The sequence below is a fragment of the Acidovorax sp. sif1233 genome, assembly GCF_019218755.1.
Classification (GTDB): Bacteria; Pseudomonadota; Gammaproteobacteria; order Burkholderiales; family Burkholderiaceae_C; genus Acidovorax.
On sequence record NZ_JAHUWZ010000004.1, the window covers coordinates 244,836 to 259,228 of the forward strand.

A 14,393-nucleotide genomic window follows, 5' to 3' on the forward strand; every position below is an offset into this window, starting at 1 on the left:
CGGCATGCATGCCGGCTTTTTATTTTGCTATATTTTTTATAGCTTTTCGCGCTTTATCCATCAGCGCCAGAGGCCGAAATGCCTCTATCTCAGAAGGGCATCTTGGGCATGCCGCCCCCGCCCAGGCCCTTCATGCCGCCCATCTTCTTCATCATCTTCATCAGGCCGCCGCCCTTCATCTTCTTCATCATGCCCTGCATCTGCTCGAACTCCTTGAGCAGGCGGTTGACTTCCTGCACATGCACGCCCGCGCCGTTGGCGATGCGTTTCTTGCGCGTGGCCTTGATGAGGTCGGGCTTGCGCCGCTCCAGCGGCGTCATGCTCTGGATGATGCCCTCCTTGCGCTTGATGTCCTTCTCGGCCTTGTCCATGTCCATGGCGCCGGCCTTGGCGGTGAGCTGGGACGGGAGCTTGTCCATGAGGCTGGAAAGCCCGCCCATCTGCTTCATCTGCTGGATCTGGGAAAGAAAGTCGTTCAGGTCGAAGCCGTCACCGCTCTTGACCTTGGCCGCCAGCTTTTGCGCCGCCTCCATGTCCACGCCCGCCGTGACCTGCTCCACCAGCGCCACGATGTCGCCCATGCCCAGGATGCGGCCCGCGTGGCGCTCGGCATCGAACACCTCCAGGCCGTCGAGCTTCTCGGACACGCCCGCGAACTTGATCGGCGCGCCCGTGATCTGCCGCACCGACAGCGCCGCACCGCCGCGCGAATCGCCATCGAGCTTGGTGAGCACGATGCCGGTGAGCGGCAGCGCCTCCTTGAAGGCCTTGGCCGTGTTGATCGCATCCTGGCCCTGCATGGCATCGACCACGAACAGGGTCTCGACCGGGTTCAGCGCCGCGTGCAGGTCCTTGATTTCCTTCATCAGGGCTTCATCGATGGCCAGGCGACCAGCGGTATCGACCAGCAGCACATCGAAGTAGTGCTTCTTGGCGTAGTCGAGCGCGGCGTGCGCGATATCGAGCGGCTTCTGGTCCGGCGTGCTCGGGAACCACTCGGCACCGGCCTGCTTCGTCACCGTCTTGAGCTGTTCGATGGCCGCCGGGCGGTACACGTCGCCCGAGACGGTGAGCACCTTCTTCTTGCGTTTTTCGATCAGGTGCTTGGCCAGCTTGGCCGTGGTGGTGGTCTTGCCCGCCCCCTGCAGGCCGGCCATCAGGATCACGGCCGGCGGCTGCGCAGCCAGGTTGATGTCGGCCACGCCTTCGCCCATGGTGGCGGCGAGTTCGCGGTTGACGATGCTCACCAGCGTCTGGCCCGGCTTGAGCGAGCCCAGCACCTCCTGGCCCAGTGCCTTTTCCTTGACGCGCGCGATGAAGTCGCGCACCACGGGCAGGGCCACGTCGGCCTCGAGCAGGGCCATGCGCACCTCGCGCAGCATGTCCGTGACGTTGGACTCGGTGATGCGGGCCTGGCCACGCATCTCCTTGACGAGGCGCGTGAGTTTGTCGGTAAGGGCGGAGGCCATAGGAGAAGTTCCGGTATTGCCTGCGCGCCATCAACGCTGTCGTTGTGCACGCGGGCCCGCCAGGGCGCTGGCGGTGGGGCGAAAGGCTAAACTGTACCCATGATTTTACCCAGTGCTTCCCCCGTCAGCTGGCTGCTGGCCCTGGCCGCGGCCCTGGCATACGCCGTGCCCGCCGCAGCCGCCTCGCGGCTGGGGGCCGCGGCAGCACGCAATGCGCTGCTGGTCGCCTGGATACTGCATGGCGCGGTGCTGGTGTGGGGGCTTTGGGGCGAGGCGCCCCGCTTTGGCTTTGCCCCGGCCCTGTCGATGACGGCCTGGCTCGTGCTCACGGTGTATGCGGTAGAACGGCAGCTGTTTCCGCAGATGCAGGCCCGGTGGATCCTGGCCGCGCTCGGCGCCATCGCCGTGGTGCTGGCCTTGGTTTTCCCTGGCCAGCCCCTGCATGTCGCGGCCTCCGCCTGGCTGCCACTGCACCTGGCGCTGGGCATCGCCTGCTACGGCCTCTTTGGCGCCGCCGTGGTGCATGCATGGCTCATGACCCGCGCCGAGCGCCATATCCGGCAGGCCGAAGACCCGCACAGCGGCATTCCGTTGCTGACCCTCGAACGCCTGACCTTTCGCTTCGTGACCGCGGGCTTCATCCTGCTGACCGCGACCCTGCTGGCGGGCTGGCTGTTTGGCGACACGCTGTATGGAAGGGCCTGGCGGTGGGACCACAAGGCCGTGTTCTCCCTGCTGTCCTGGCTCACGTTCGCCACCCTTCTGGTGGGGCGTGCGCGCTTTGGGTGGCGGGGCCGCAATGCGGTGCGCGTGCTGTACGCAGGCTCGGCGTTGCTGCTGCTGGCCTACGTGGGATCCCGCTTTGTCATGGAAGTCGTTCTGGGCCGCAACGCATGAAATACCTGGTCTTGCTGGTGGTGCTGGTCGTTGCCATCGGTATCTGGCGCGGACGCCGCGCGACCGGCGCGGAGTCTTCCAGCCCCCCGCCCCTGGCGCTTCCGCAAGACATGCTTGCCTGTGCCCACTGCGGCGTTCACGTTCCCCAGGCCGAAGCGCTGATGGTCGGCCCCCAGGCCTACTGCTGCGCCGAGCACCGGCGCTTGGGCCCGGCCTGAGACCGGCCATGCCAGCGCTGTCCGCCAGCACCTTCACATCCGTGGTCGAGGCGCCGTTCGTGCGGCTGTGGCGGGGATTCCTGACCGGCCGCGTCATGGTGGCACTGGCTCTCCTCGTGCTGCAAGGTGCGGGTCAGGCCATCAACCAGGCCACGGAGCCGACCGTGCTGGTGGTGTGTGCGCTGTATCTCGCGGCCACCACCTTGCTGCGCATCCTGGCAAGGCACCGCCCCCCGTCGTCGGGGGCCGGCCCGCAATGGCTGCCCTCCATCGGGGTGGACCTCGCCGCCATCGCCGCGCTGCAATTGCTGCATGCGGGCACCATGAACTACACCCCCCTGTTTGGCCTGCCCATCCTGATGGCGGCCGTGCTGGGGACCCTGACCCTGGCACTGGGCACCACGGCGGGCGTGACGCTGCTGCTGCTGGGCTGGGCCTGGTGGATGGGCTCCGGCACCGCGGGCGACGATGCGCCGCGCTACCTGCAAAGCGCGCTGACTGGCACGGGCTACTTCATCGTGAGCTACCTCGTGCACCAGCTCGCGACCCGCCTGGCCCGCGAGCAGGAAGTGGCGCAGCAAAGCCAGGTCGCCGCCCGGGTGCAGACCCAGGTCAGCGCGCTGGTCATCCAGAACCTCACCGACGGGGTCCTGGTGGTGGACGAAAGCGATGTGGTGCGCATTGCCAATCCCGCCGGGCTCCAGCTTCTCGGCGGCCCTGCCCTGCCCGAACTGCCCTTCATCCTGTCGTCCGAGACGCCCTGGAACCCGCTGGTCACCCTGGCACGGAGGACTTTCCGCCAGGAACACTCCCAGACCGCGGACGTGGACCTGCTCCATCCGGGACAGAGCCCCACCGGACTGCATGTGCGCACCTGGCTGACCTCGACGCGCGAAGCCGCGCGCCAGGCGCAGACCGAGCGCCTGTGCGTGATGTTCCTGCACGACCTGCGGGAGATGGAAGCCCGGCTGCGCACGGAAAAGCTCGCCGCCATGGGCCGCATGTCCGCCGCCGTGGCGCATGAGATCCGCAACCCGCTGGCCGCCATCGTGCAGGCCAACGCCCTGCTCGAGGAAGACCTGCACGACCCCGCCCAGAAACGGCTGGCGCGCATGGTGCAGCAGAATGCGGACCGCCTGGCCCGCATCGCCGAAGAGGTTCTGGACATCGCCCGCGTGCAGCACCAGATCAGCCACGCGCCGGCATCCACCTTACCGCTGGACGAAACCGTGGCGCTGGTCTGGAATGACTGGCAGGCGCAGGACCCCCTGCAGCGCCGCGCGGTGGTGATGCTCGAAGCGGGCAATACCCAGGTGGAGTTCGACACGGAGCATCTGCGCCGCGTGCTCGTGAACCTGCTGGACAATGCGCTGCGCTACATGGGCCAGGAGCCCGATTCGCTCACGGTGACCACCCGGGCCCTGCCGTCGGGACAGATCAGCCTGCAAGTCTGGAGCGACGGCGCCCCCATGGACAAATCGGTGGAGCGCCACCTGTTCGAGCCCTTCTTTTCATCCGAAAGCCGCTCCAGCGGCCTGGGCCTGTATATTTGCCGCGAGCTGTGCCAGCGCCATGGGGCGTCCATCAGCTACCAGCGGCTTACCCGCACCACCCTGCGGGGCGAGGTGGGAGGCAACGCCTTCACCGTGGGCTTTCGCCGCACCACACGCCCCACCGAAGCCGCCACGCTGTTTGACACCATCGTGGTCTGAAACGCATTGCCATGAACGCCCCTGCCGCCTCCATCCTCGTCGTGGACGACGAACCCGACCTGCGCACCTTGTACGAGCTGACGCTGCTGCGCGAAGGCTATCGTGTGGAGACTGCGTCCAGCGTGCAGGAGGCACGCGAGCAGCTCAAGGCCCACCGGTTCGATGCCGTCATCACCGACATGCGCCTGCCCGACGGGTTCGGCATGGAACTGCTGCAGGACCTGCGTGACCAGCAGCGCCGCGAACGCTGCGTGGTCATGACGGCCTACGGGTCGGCCGAGAACGCCGTGGAGGCCCTGCGCTCCGGCGCGTTCGACTACATGACCAAGCCGGTGGACCTCAAGCAGTTCCGGTCGGTTGTCGCCTCCGCGGTGCAGGGCACGGGTGGTGTCCCCGCGCCCCGGGCCGCGCGCAGCGGTGGAGTGCAAGGCCGGCCGGCGCCGGCCGGCGCGGATCCCCTGGCGGCGGGCACCGCCCTGGACCGGCTGGTGGGCACCTCCGAGGCGATCCGCAACGTCAAGCAGCGGGTGGCCAAGGTCGCGCGCGGCATGGCGCCCGTGCTGATTCACGGTGAATCAGGCACGGGCAAGGAACTGGTGGCGCAGGCCCTGCATGCCAGCAGCCAGCGCGCGGATGGCCCGCTGGTGGCCGTGAACTGTGGTGCCATTCCCGAGAACCTGCTCGAGGCGGAGTTCTTCGGCGCCCGCAAGGGCTCCTACACCGGCGCCGCCCAGGATCGCGACGGCTACTTTCAGGCGGCCCGTGGCGGCACGCTGTTTCTCGACGAGATCGGCGACCTGCCCCTGGCCATGCAGTCCAAATTGCTGCGTGCGATCCAGGAGCGCAGCGTGCGGCCCCTGGGCTCGACGCAGGAGGAGACGGTGGATGTGCGCATCGTCAGCGCCACGCACCGCGACCTGGCCGCCGATGTGCAATCGGGCCGCTTCCGGCAGGATCTGTACTACCGGCTCAACGTGATCGAGATCCTGATCCCCCCTCTGCGCGAGCGGCGCGAGGACCTGCCGGTGCTGTGCGCCGCGCTGCTCTCGCGCATCGCGCAGGAATCGGGCATGCCGGTCCCCCCGCTGACCGACAGCGCGCTCCACGCCATCGCCGCGCACCCGCTGACCGGCAACGTCCGGGAACTTGAAAACCTGCTGCACCGGGCCGTGGCGCTCAGCGATGGGGAAGAGCTGCATGTGGACGGGCCCTCGGGGGGGACCGCCGAGTCCCCGAGGACACGGGCGGCGCCAGCGCCCGCGATGCCGTCCCCCGCCGACCCGCAGAGCGCCTACCCGGCCGCGCCGCCGCCCGGCGCGGGCAGCCTGGTGACGCTGCCCAGCGATCTTCAGGCATGGCTTGACCAGCAGGAGCGCGACATCCTGATCCGCGCCCTGCGCGAGGCGGGCTTCAACCGGACCGCCACCGCCGCCCGGCTGGGCATCAGCCTGCGCCAGATACGCTACAGGATCGCCCGGCTGAACATCGCCGTGCCCAACGACCAGGACCCGCATGACGACGTGGGCTGAGGAGGCAGCGCCGGCGGACCCACCGCCGTGGGACGGCGGATGGCACCGCGCGGCCACGAGGCTCCCATCCCCCAACCATGGCACGCGCCCGGCACCGGCCAGGTCCGCCATCGACCTGATCGTGGTGCATTCCATCAGCCTGCCGCCGGGCGAGTACGGGGGGGGTGCAGTGCAACAGCTGTTCACCAACACCCTGGACTGGGATGCCCATCCCTACTACCAGAGCATCCGCGGACTGGCGGTGTCGTCGCATTTCTTCATCGAGCGCACCGGTGCGCTCTGGCAGTTCGTGGATTGCGATCTGCGGGCCTGGCACGCAGGCCAGTCGGCCTACCGCGGGCGCAGCCAGTGCAATGACGACTCGATCGGCATCGAGCTGGAGGGCCTGGAGGGCCTGGCGTTCGAACCCGCCCAGTACCGGACGCTGGCCACGCTCTGCCAGGACATCGCGCGGCGCTATCCCATCGCGCACATTGCGGGACATGAGCACATAGCGCCCGGGCGCAAGCAGGATCCCGGCCTCGGCTTCGACTGGGTAAAGGTACAAAAGGCGTTGCGCTGGCCGCCGCACCGTTTTCCCGCGGCGACCCGGCCCGCCATCCTGGCCGCCAGCTGAACGCGCTGTCGCAGCGCCGCGTCACAGCAACTTTTTCTTTGTGCAACCGCACAAAGCCGCATCGCCAAGCTCCACGCGGCCTCGCGAAGAAAAACCGCCCGAATCGCCCGCCGCGGCGCGGATTCGCTGCTGCTTTTTCGGTGGGACAAGGGATTCCAGCGGGGTCATCGCAAGAACTCGCAGCATTGAAAACATGCTGTTTCCCTTTTCCCAGGGGTTTGGGGCGGTACACTACCGGTAGTGTCTTGAATGCACCTGACACACCATATATAGTGTGCGGCAGACAGAAGTCCGGCCCATCACTCACACCTTGCGGCGGCTTCACGCCCCGCGCCACACATCCCAGACAGCCCACAGAAGAGGACACCCATGCAAGCTGCTTTGACTACGCCTTCCACCACCCACGCCAACCCAGCGCAAGCTCCGGCTTCGCAGCCCGCGCCAACGTCGGCGGCCAACTCGCTGGCGCATTACCAGATCATCCGCCGCAACGGGGCGGTGGTGCCGTTTGAGCCGCAAAAGATCGCGGTGGCGATGATGAAGGCCTTCCTGGCGGTGCATGGCACACAAGGCGCCGCGTCCGCCAGCGTGCGCGAAGTCGTGGACACCCTGACCCAGAATGTCACCCGCGCCCTGGTGCGGTCGCGCCCCGGAGGCGGCACCTTTCATATTGAAGATGTGCAGGACCAGGTGGAACTCGGACTGATGCGTGGCGGCCACCATGAGATTGCCCGCGCCTACGTGCTGTACCGCGAGCGCCGCACCCAGGAGCGTGCACGCCAGGTCGAGCAGCAGGCTCCGTCCGCCCCCGCTCCGCTGCTCCACGTGCTGGACGGCGGAGAACGCGTTGCCCTCGACCTCCACCGGCTGCAGGCATTGATCGAGTCGGCCTGCGTGAATCTTGGCGCGGACGTCAGCGCAGACCCCATCGTTGCCGAAACCATGCGCAACCTGTACGACGGCGTTCCCATGGACGAGGTCTACAAGGCCTCCATCCTGGCGGCCCGCACGCTCATCGAAAAAGACCCCGACTACACCTACGCCACCGCCCGCCTGCTGCTGCACACTATCGTGCGCGAAGTCCTGGGCCGCGAGGTGACCCAGAGCGCGATGGGACAAGCCTATATCGACTACTTCCCCGAATTCATCAAGAAGGGCGTGGAAAACGAGCTGCTGGACGAGCGCCTGTTGCAATATGACCTGCAGCGCCTGGGCGCCGCCCTGCAGGCGGACCGCGACCTGAAGTTCGACTACCTCGGACTGCAGACCCTGTACGACCGTTACTTCCTGCACGTCAAAAAGACGCGCATCGAGTTGCCCCAGGCTTTCTTCATGCGCGTGGCCATGGGCCTGGCCCTCAACGAAGTCGACCGCGAAGCCCGCGCCATCGAGTTCTATGAAGTGCTCTCGTCGTTCGACTTCATGTCCAGCACGCCCACGCTGTTCAACAGCGGCACGCTGCGCTCGCAGCTGTCTTCGTGCTACCTGACCACGGTGCCCGACGACCTGGACGGCATCTACGAGTCGATCAAGGAAAACGCCCTGCTGTCCAAGTTCGCGGGCGGCCTGGGCAACGACTGGACCCGGGTGCGCGCGCTGGGCAGCCACATCAAGGGCACCAACGGCGAATCGCAAGGCGTGGTGCCTTTCCTCAAGGTCGTCAACGACACGGCCGTGGCCGTGAACCAGGGCGGCAAGCGCAAGGGCGCTGTCTGCACCTACCTGGAATCCTGGCACCTCGACATCGAAGAATTCCTGGAGCTGCGCAAGAACACGGGCGACGACCGCCGCCGCACGCACGACATGAACACGGCGAACTGGATTCCCGACCTGTTCATGCGCCGCGTGATGGAAAAGGGCACCTGGACCCTGTTCTCCCCTTCCAACGTGCCCGACCTGCACGACCTCTTCGGCGCCGACTTCGAGAAAGCCTACGTGGCCTACGAGGAAAAGGCCGCGCGCGGCGAGATCAAGCCTTCCAAGACGGTGCAGGCCACCGACATGTGGCGCAAGATGCTGACCATGCTGTTCGAGACCGGCCACCCCTGGATCACGTTCAAGGACGCCTGCAACGTGCGCTCGCCCCAGCAGCACGCCGGCGTGGTGCACTCGTCCAACCTGTGCACCGAGATCACGCTGAACACCAGCGACACCGAGACCGCCGTGTGCAACCTCGGCTCGGTCAACCTGCTGCAGCATCTGAAGGACGGCCAGATCGACCACGACAAGCTCAAGAGGACCATCAAGGTCGCCATGCGCATGCTCGACAACGTGATCGACATCAACTACTACGCCGTCAAGAAGGCGCGCGACTCCAACCTGCGCCATCGCCCGGTGGGCCTGGGGGTGATGGCGTTCCAGGACAGCCTGTATGAGCTGCGCATTCCCTACGCGTCGCAAGAGGCCGTGGAGTTCGCCGACAAGTCGATGGAAGCCATCTGCTACTACGCCTACTGGGCCTCCACCGAACTGGCACGGGAACGCGGCCAGTACTCCAGCTACAAGGGCTCGCTGTGGGACCGCGGCATCCTCCCGTTCGACACGCTGGACATGCTGTCGGATGCCCGGGGCGGGTATGTGGAAGTGGACCGCTCTTCCACCCTGGACTGGGACGCCCTGCGCAAGAAGATCGCGCAGGACGGCATGCGCAACTCGAATTGCGTGGCCATCGCGCCCACCGCGACCATCTCCAACATCATCGGCGTGGATGCATCGATCGAGCCCTCGTTCGGCAACCTGTCCGTGAAGTCCAACCTGTCGGGCGAATTCACCGTCATCAACGGCGGCCTGGTGCGCGACCTCAAGCGCCTGGGACTGTGGGATGACGTGATGATCATGGATCTCAAGCATTTCAAGGGCTCCCTGCACCCCATCGATCGCGTGCCGCCAGACATCAAGGCGCTGTATTCGACCGCCTTCGAGGTGGAGCCCCACTGGCTGGTGGAGGCCGCATCGCGCCGCCAGAAATGGATCGACCAGGCGCAGAGCCTGAACATCTACATGGCTGGCGCATCGGGCAAGAAGCTTGACGACACCTACAAGCTGGCCTGGGTGCGCGGTCTGAAGACCACCTACTACCTGCGCACGCAGAGCGCCACGCACGTCGAGATGAGCACCGTGAACACGCGCCAGCTCAACGCGGTTTCGTCCGGCAACGACGGCGGTGCGCCACAGGCCTCCGCGTCCCCGCAGGCCAAGCCCAGCGCGCTGGAAGCCGCTGCGGCAGCGGCCGCCGCGCAGGCCGCCGCGCTGCCCGCCACGGACATCAAGTTCTGCGCAATCGACGATCCAACCTGCGAAGCCTGCCAATAAGGACTTCGCGCGCAACGCCTCGACACATCCGAGGCGTTGCGCATGTGCTGTGAAGCAACAAATCGTTGCCACACAACGCTTCAGTGCTTTTCTTTTCGCAGCACTGCTTTCATAATCCGAACACTGGAAAATCTATGTTGACCTGGGACGAAGAAGTCAAGCCCTCATCGCAAAATCAACTGGACGGCGGTCTGCAAAACAACCGCCCGGCGGGGCAACCGCCTCTGTCTTTTCAGTCCCCCTCGCTGCAACCCGTTGCTGCGACCGCAACGGCCGCAGCAGGCCCACAAGTGGCGGAGTCCACTGCAGTGCATCGGCGCGTCAATGCCGCCGACAAGCGCATCATCAACGGCCAGACCGACGTCAACCAGCTGGTCCCGTTCAAGTACAAGTGGGCGTGGGAAAAGTACCTCGCCACCTGCGCCAACCACTGGATGCCGCAGGAAGTGAACATGACGCGCGACATCGCGTTGTGGAAGGACCCGAACGGCCTGACCGATGACGAGCGCCGCATCATCAAGCGCAATCTCGGCTTCTTCGTGACCGCCGACTCGCTGGCCGCCAACAACATCGTGCTGGGCACCTACCGCCACATCACGGCGCCCGAGTGCCGCCAGTTCCTGCTGCGCCAGGCCTTTGAAGAAGCCATCCACACGCACGCCTACCAGTACATCGTGGAGTCGCTCGGACTGGACGAGTCCGAGATCTTCAACGCCTACAACGAAGTCCAGTCGATCCGTGACAAGGACCAGTTCCTGATCCCTTTCATCGAAGCGATCATGGACCCCAACTTCCACACCGGCACCCCCGAAAACGACCAGACGCTGCTCAAGTCGCTGATCGTTTTCGCCTGCCTGATGGAAGGCCTGTTCTTCTATGTCGGCTTCACGCAGATCCTGGCGCTGGGCCGGCAAAACAAGATGACCGGCGCTGCCGAGCAATACCAGTACATCCTGCGCGACGAGTCGATGCACTGCAACTTCGGCATCGACCTGATCAACCAGCTCAAGCTCGAGAACCCGCACCTCTGGACCGCCGAATTCAAGGCCGAGATCAAGGCGCTGTTCCTCAAGGCGGTCGAGCTGGAATACCGCTACGCCGAAGACACCATGCCCCGCGGCGTGCTGGGCATGAACGCGTCCATGTTCAAGGGCTACCTGCGCTACATCGCCAATCGCCGTGCCACGCAGATCGGACTGGAAACGCTGTTCCCCAACGAAGAGAACCCGTTCCCGTGGATGAGCGAGATGATTGACCTCAAGAAGGAACGCAACTTCTTCGAGACCCGGGTTATTGAATACCAGTCCGGTGGTGCGCTGTCCTGGGACTAGCGCCTTTCGCATCACACCACCATGGATTTTTACACCACGCCCCACACAGACAGCGCCGCAGAGCGTTGCAGTGCGGGGCGTTCCCGTGTTCATGGCGATGGGGGTTTTCTCCATCGCCATGGATCGCTTCGTGTCCACTGCAGACACGAAGTGCTCTTTGCAAATTGACCCAAGGAGAACATGATGGCAACTGCGAAAAAAACGGCCGCCAAGAAGGCAGCCCCAGCGAAAAAGGCCGCATCGGCAAAGCCCGTAGCGGCAAAGAAGGCTGCACCGGCCAAGAAGGCCGCTCCCGCCAAGAAGGCAGTAGCAGCGAAGAAGGCTGCACCTGCCAAGAAGGCAGCAGCGCCAGCCAAGAAGGCCGCTCCCGCCAAGAAGGCAGTAGCAGCGAAGAAGGCTGCGCCCGCCAAGAAGGCAGCAGCACCAGCCAAGAAGGCCGCTCCCGCCAAGAAGGCAGTAGCAGCGAAGAAGGCTGCACCTGCCAAGAAGGCAGCAGCACCAGCCAAGAAGGCCGCTCCCGCCAAGAAGGCAGTAGCAGCAAAGAAGGCTGCGCCTGCCAAGAAGGCAGCAGCACCAGCCAAGAAGGCCGCTCCCGCCAAGAAGGCAGCAGCAGCAAAGAAGGCTGCACCCGCCAAGGCCGCCCCCGCGAAGAAAGCTGCACCGGCCAAGAAGGCCCCCAAGGCGCCTGCCCCTGCGGCCGCTCCTGCAGCACAGACTACCCTGAACCCTCAGGCAGCCTGGCCCTTCCCTACGGGCAACAAGCCGTAATCAGCACGTATTACGCGCTCAACCCGGTGCCGTTGCACCGGGTTTTTTTATGCCCGCCGAGACACGCGCTTCGGGCAAAGCGGCACCTCGAACCGAAGCCGCCCCCACCCGCCTGCCCCGCAGGCACCGCACCCTCAACCCTCACGCGGGAGTGAAATCCAGCGTGTAGTTCTGCGGGCCGCGCTGCGCAATCTTGAGGGCCCCGACCCGGTTGCCCAATTCGGCGCAGCGGGCCAACGGCCAGCCCTTTTCCAGGCCGAACAACAGCGCGCCACGCCAGGCATCGCCACAACCCGTGGGCTCGACCACGGCGGCCGGCTTCGCGGCCGGCACATGCTCGCGCTCGCCGTCAATCCAGACTTCGCAGCCTTCCGCAGCCAGGGTCACGACCAGCCCGCGCACGCGCCGGGAGATGTCGGCCAGGCTCCAGCCCGTGCGCTGCGAGAGCATTTTCCCCTCGTAGTCGTTGACCACCACCCAGCTGGCAAGATCCACGAAATGCGCAAGCTCCTTGCCGTCGAACATGGGCAGGCCCTGGCCAGGATCGAACACAAAGGGAATATCCGCCGCCTTGAATTGCTCTGCATGCTGCAGCATCGCCTCACGCCCGTCGGGTGCGACGATGCCAAGGCGGATGTCTCCGCGCGCGGCAACGCGCGTGATGTGCGCCTGCTGCATCGCCCCGGGATGGAAAGCCGTGATCTGGTTGTTGTCACGGTCGTTCATGATCATGGCCTGGGCCGTGAAGCTGTCGTCCACTTGCCGCACAAATTCGGTGCTGATGCCCAGCGTTCGCAGCCGCTGCAAGTAGTCCGCTCCGTCGCTTCCCAATGTCGCCATGGGCAATGGTTCGCCGCCCAGCAGCTTGAGGCTGTACGCGATGTTGCCCGCGCACCCCCCGAAATCACGGCGCAACGAAGGCACCAGGAAAGAGACATTCAGGATGTGCAGCTGGTCCGGCAGTATCTGCTCGGCGAAGCGGCCCTCGAAGGTCATGATGGTGTCGAATGCCAGGGAACCGCAAATAAGGGCAGCCATATCAGAAAAGTAGGTTGGTAGAAATCAGTATCAGGGATAGAACGCCAGCAGCCGATAGCCGGCCACACGCGCCCCGCCAGTGGTCACGATCACCGACACCGAGGCGCTCCATTCACCGCGCGCCGGCAACTCCATCGGAGCTCCCAGATCGGCCGGCAGCAGGACACGCCGGAGAACGGGCTGGTCCTGCGCGTCCGTCAGGGTCAGCTCCACGGCGGGCATGGCCAGGGGTATCGAGGCCTTGCTCTTCATGGCCAGGGCCAGCTGATAGCTGTCACCCCGGGCCTTGTTGAAGGAGGAGCTGTCGATGACCACATCCGCAATCTGGCGCTGCGGTGCAATCTGGCATTGCAACGGAACGCACAACGCCATCAACCATGGTCTTGTGCGCGGATCCATCGCCGCCACGCGGTCACGCTCCTGAATGGCGACCTGCAGCGCGAGCGCCGCGACCGACAACAACAGCACGAGGGCAAGCCCCACGCGCACCATCGGCTTGCGCCAGAACGCCTTTCGCCGCGCCGCGACGACAAAGCTGACCTCCTGCCCGGCATCCACTCCCTCGTCCTCGTCGTCATCCAGGTCTGGCGCGTCCCGGGGCGAATTGCGCGAGGGCGCCAGCAAGACGGCTGCGGGAGAACGGTCCTCCACGAGCGCCAAGGCCTCCGGCCCGAGCACCACGGACTCCCGCACAAACTCCACTGGCGGCAGGGGCTCTGCGGCGCCGTCCGGCGCGGCGGGTGCCACCTCGACGCCACCGTCCTCCTCCGGCGCGGAGGCGGCCGCCGGTTTCACAGGCAACTCGAGCGCTGGATAGCCCATGTCGGTCAGGGCCGCTGGCGAAACCGGTTCAGGCTCCTCCTCGGGGTCTCGCAACGCGGCGTACGGCAATTCATACCCGCCCGGCACGGACTCAACGGCCACATCCGGCCGTGCGGCGGGCAAGGGATCCGAGACCACGGGGGAGGAAGGCGGCACCGGAGCCGGTGCCGCGCCATCGGGACTGCCAGGCGACGAAGAATCTTCCGGACGCCACGCAAATCGCGTCAGGCGCGCCATGCGGGCGTCCTCGCCGTCAGCCACGTCCCCGCTTGCCGCCGCAAGAAAGGCAGGCACCGCCGGCTGAGGGACATCCAGGACAGGGGTTGCGGGCAATTGCGGAAGCGCGGCCGGCGCGGGCCCGCTTGCCGGCGACACCGCCGGAGACGGTGAAGCAGGCGGTGGAGAGAAAGGCTCGCCCCATGCGCGCTCGGCATCCGCCCTGCGCGCCACGGGCACCGGCGGCGGACGCACGTCGGTCAAGGACACATCCGGCAAAAGCGCGGGAGGGGCCGCTGGCAGCAGATGCGCCGACGCATCGAAAACCTCTTTGCATTGGCCGCAGCGCACCCATCCTTCGGAGATGCGCAATTGGTCTGCCACCACCTTGAAGGAGGTAAGACAGGACGGGCAGCGAGTGATCTGGCTCATCAGCGATGGATTGTAGATAGCGGCGCACGCAAC

Annotated in this window: 12 protein-coding genes; 8 read left to right on the plus strand and 4 right to left on the minus strand. The window is 65.9% G+C overall.

What is annotated here, in order from left to right:
* Positions 1–89: 89 nt before the first annotated feature.
* Positions 90–1,469: a signal recognition particle protein gene (gene ffh / locus KW843_RS15525; RefSeq protein ID WP_218296048.1), complete on the minus strand. Its 1,380-nt coding sequence runs from the start codon at positions 1,467–1,469 to the stop codon at positions 90–92.
* Between the two features lie 99 nt (positions 1,470–1,568).
* Here ffh and KW843_RS15530 point away from each other — a divergent pair, with 99 nt between their 5' ends.
* The 5 genes from KW843_RS15530 to ampD are packed head-to-tail and all read left to right on the plus strand — an operon-like array spanning position 1,569 to position 6,441.
* On the plus strand, positions 1,569–2,366 hold the full coding sequence (locus KW843_RS15530; RefSeq protein WP_218296049.1) for an inner membrane protein YpjD: 798 nt from the start codon (positions 1,569–1,571) through the stop codon (positions 2,364–2,366).
* A complete protein-coding gene (locus tag KW843_RS15535) occupies positions 2,363–2,584 on the plus strand; it encodes a PP0621 family protein (protein WP_218296050.1) in 222 nt (73 codons plus the stop codon). The genes KW843_RS15530 and KW843_RS15535 overlap by 4 nt, the downstream gene beginning before the upstream one ends.
* 8 nt (positions 2,585–2,592) lie before the next feature.
* Entirely contained in the window at positions 2,593–4,296 is a 1,704-nt protein-coding gene (locus KW843_RS15540; protein ID WP_218296051.1) for a nitrogen regulation protein NR(II), read from the plus strand.
* An 11-nt stretch (positions 4,297–4,307) separates the two neighbouring features.
* Complete coding sequence (locus tag KW843_RS15545) at positions 4,308–5,825, plus strand: sigma-54 dependent transcriptional regulator (RefSeq protein ID WP_218296052.1); 1,518 nt, start codon at positions 4,308–4,310, stop codon at positions 5,823–5,825.
* Positions 5,809–6,441, plus strand: a complete 633-nt coding sequence (ampD, locus tag KW843_RS15550; RefSeq protein ID WP_218296053.1) for a 1,6-anhydro-N-acetylmuramyl-L-alanine amidase AmpD — start codon at positions 5,809–5,811, stop codon at positions 6,439–6,441. Before KW843_RS15545 ends, ampD begins: the two co-directional genes overlap by 17 nt.
* Before the next feature lie 21 nt (positions 6,442–6,462).
* Here ampD and KW843_RS15555 read toward each other — a convergent pair whose 3' ends face one another.
* Entirely contained in the window at positions 6,463–6,636 is a 174-nt protein-coding gene (locus KW843_RS15555; protein ID WP_218296054.1) for a hypothetical protein, read from the minus strand.
* Between the two features lie 174 nt (positions 6,637–6,810).
* Between KW843_RS15555 and KW843_RS15560 the strand changes: the two genes are divergently transcribed.
* From KW843_RS15560 to KW843_RS15570, 3 genes are all read left to right on the plus strand, one after another.
* The gene (locus KW843_RS15560) at positions 6,811–9,753 is read left to right on the plus strand and encodes a ribonucleoside-diphosphate reductase subunit alpha (protein ID WP_218296055.1); all 2,943 of its coding nucleotides are present in this window, start codon (positions 6,811–6,813) and stop codon (positions 9,751–9,753) included.
* A gap of 134 nt (positions 9,754–9,887) precedes the next feature.
* Positions 9,888–11,084 carry a ribonucleotide-diphosphate reductase subunit beta gene (locus KW843_RS15565; protein WP_218296056.1) on the plus strand — a complete coding sequence of 399 codons (1,197 nt, stop codon included), beginning with the start codon at positions 9,888–9,890 and terminating at the stop codon, positions 11,082–11,084.
* Positions 11,085–11,267: 183 nt separating this feature from the next.
* A complete protein-coding gene (locus KW843_RS15570) occupies positions 11,268–11,852 on the plus strand; it encodes a histone (RefSeq protein ID WP_218296057.1) in 585 nt (194 codons plus the stop codon).
* 141 nt (positions 11,853–11,993) lie between these two features.
* Here KW843_RS15570 and KW843_RS15575 read toward each other — a convergent pair whose 3' ends face one another.
* Together KW843_RS15575 and KW843_RS15580 are read right to left on the minus strand one after the other, a co-directional pair.
* On the minus strand, positions 11,994–12,890 hold the full coding sequence (locus KW843_RS15575; RefSeq protein ID WP_218296058.1) for a carbohydrate kinase family protein: 897 nt from the start codon (positions 12,888–12,890) through the stop codon (positions 11,994–11,996).
* A gap of 30 nt (positions 12,891–12,920) precedes the next feature.
* Positions 12,921–14,360, minus strand: a complete 1,440-nt coding sequence (locus KW843_RS15580) for a zinc-ribbon and DUF3426 domain-containing protein (protein WP_218296059.1) — start codon at positions 14,358–14,360, stop codon at positions 12,921–12,923.
* Between the last annotated feature and the right edge of the window lie 33 nt (positions 14,361–14,393).

Excerpts from the sequence above, each read along its gene's own strand:
- ffh (WP_218296048.1), bottom strand. The coding sequence starts at position 1,469 with ATGGCCTCCGCCCTTACCGACAAACTCACGCGCCTCGTCAAGGAGATG.
- KW843_RS15545 (WP_218296052.1), top strand. The coding sequence starts at position 4,308 with ATGAACGCCCCTGCCGCCTCCATCCTCGTCGTGGACGACGAACCCGAC.
- KW843_RS15540 (WP_218296051.1), top strand. The coding sequence starts at position 2,593 with ATGCCAGCGCTGTCCGCCAGCACCTTCACATCCGTGGTCGAGGCGCCG.
- KW843_RS15565 (WP_218296056.1), top strand. The coding sequence starts at position 9,888 with ATGTTGACCTGGGACGAAGAAGTCAAGCCCTCATCGCAAAATCAACTG.
- KW843_RS15560 (WP_218296055.1), top strand. The coding sequence starts at position 6,811 with ATGCAAGCTGCTTTGACTACGCCTTCCACCACCCACGCCAACCCAGCG.
- KW843_RS15575 (WP_218296058.1), bottom strand. The coding sequence starts at position 12,890 with ATGGCTGCCCTTATTTGCGGTTCCCTGGCATTCGACACCATCATGACC.
- KW843_RS15530 (WP_218296049.1), top strand. The coding sequence starts at position 1,569 with ATGATTTTACCCAGTGCTTCCCCCGTCAGCTGGCTGCTGGCCCTGGCC.
- KW843_RS15555 (WP_218296054.1), bottom strand. The coding sequence starts at position 6,636 with ATGTTTTCAATGCTGCGAGTTCTTGCGATGACCCCGCTGGAATCCCTT.
- KW843_RS15535 (WP_218296050.1), top strand. The coding sequence starts at position 2,363 with ATGAAATACCTGGTCTTGCTGGTGGTGCTGGTCGTTGCCATCGGTATC.
- KW843_RS15570 (WP_218296057.1), top strand. The coding sequence starts at position 11,268 with ATGGCAACTGCGAAAAAAACGGCCGCCAAGAAGGCAGCCCCAGCGAAA.
- KW843_RS15580 (WP_218296059.1), bottom strand. The coding sequence starts at position 14,360 with ATGAGCCAGATCACTCGCTGCCCGTCCTGTCTTACCTCCTTCAAGGTG.
- ampD (WP_218296053.1), top strand. The coding sequence starts at position 5,809 with ATGACGACGTGGGCTGAGGAGGCAGCGCCGGCGGACCCACCGCCGTGG.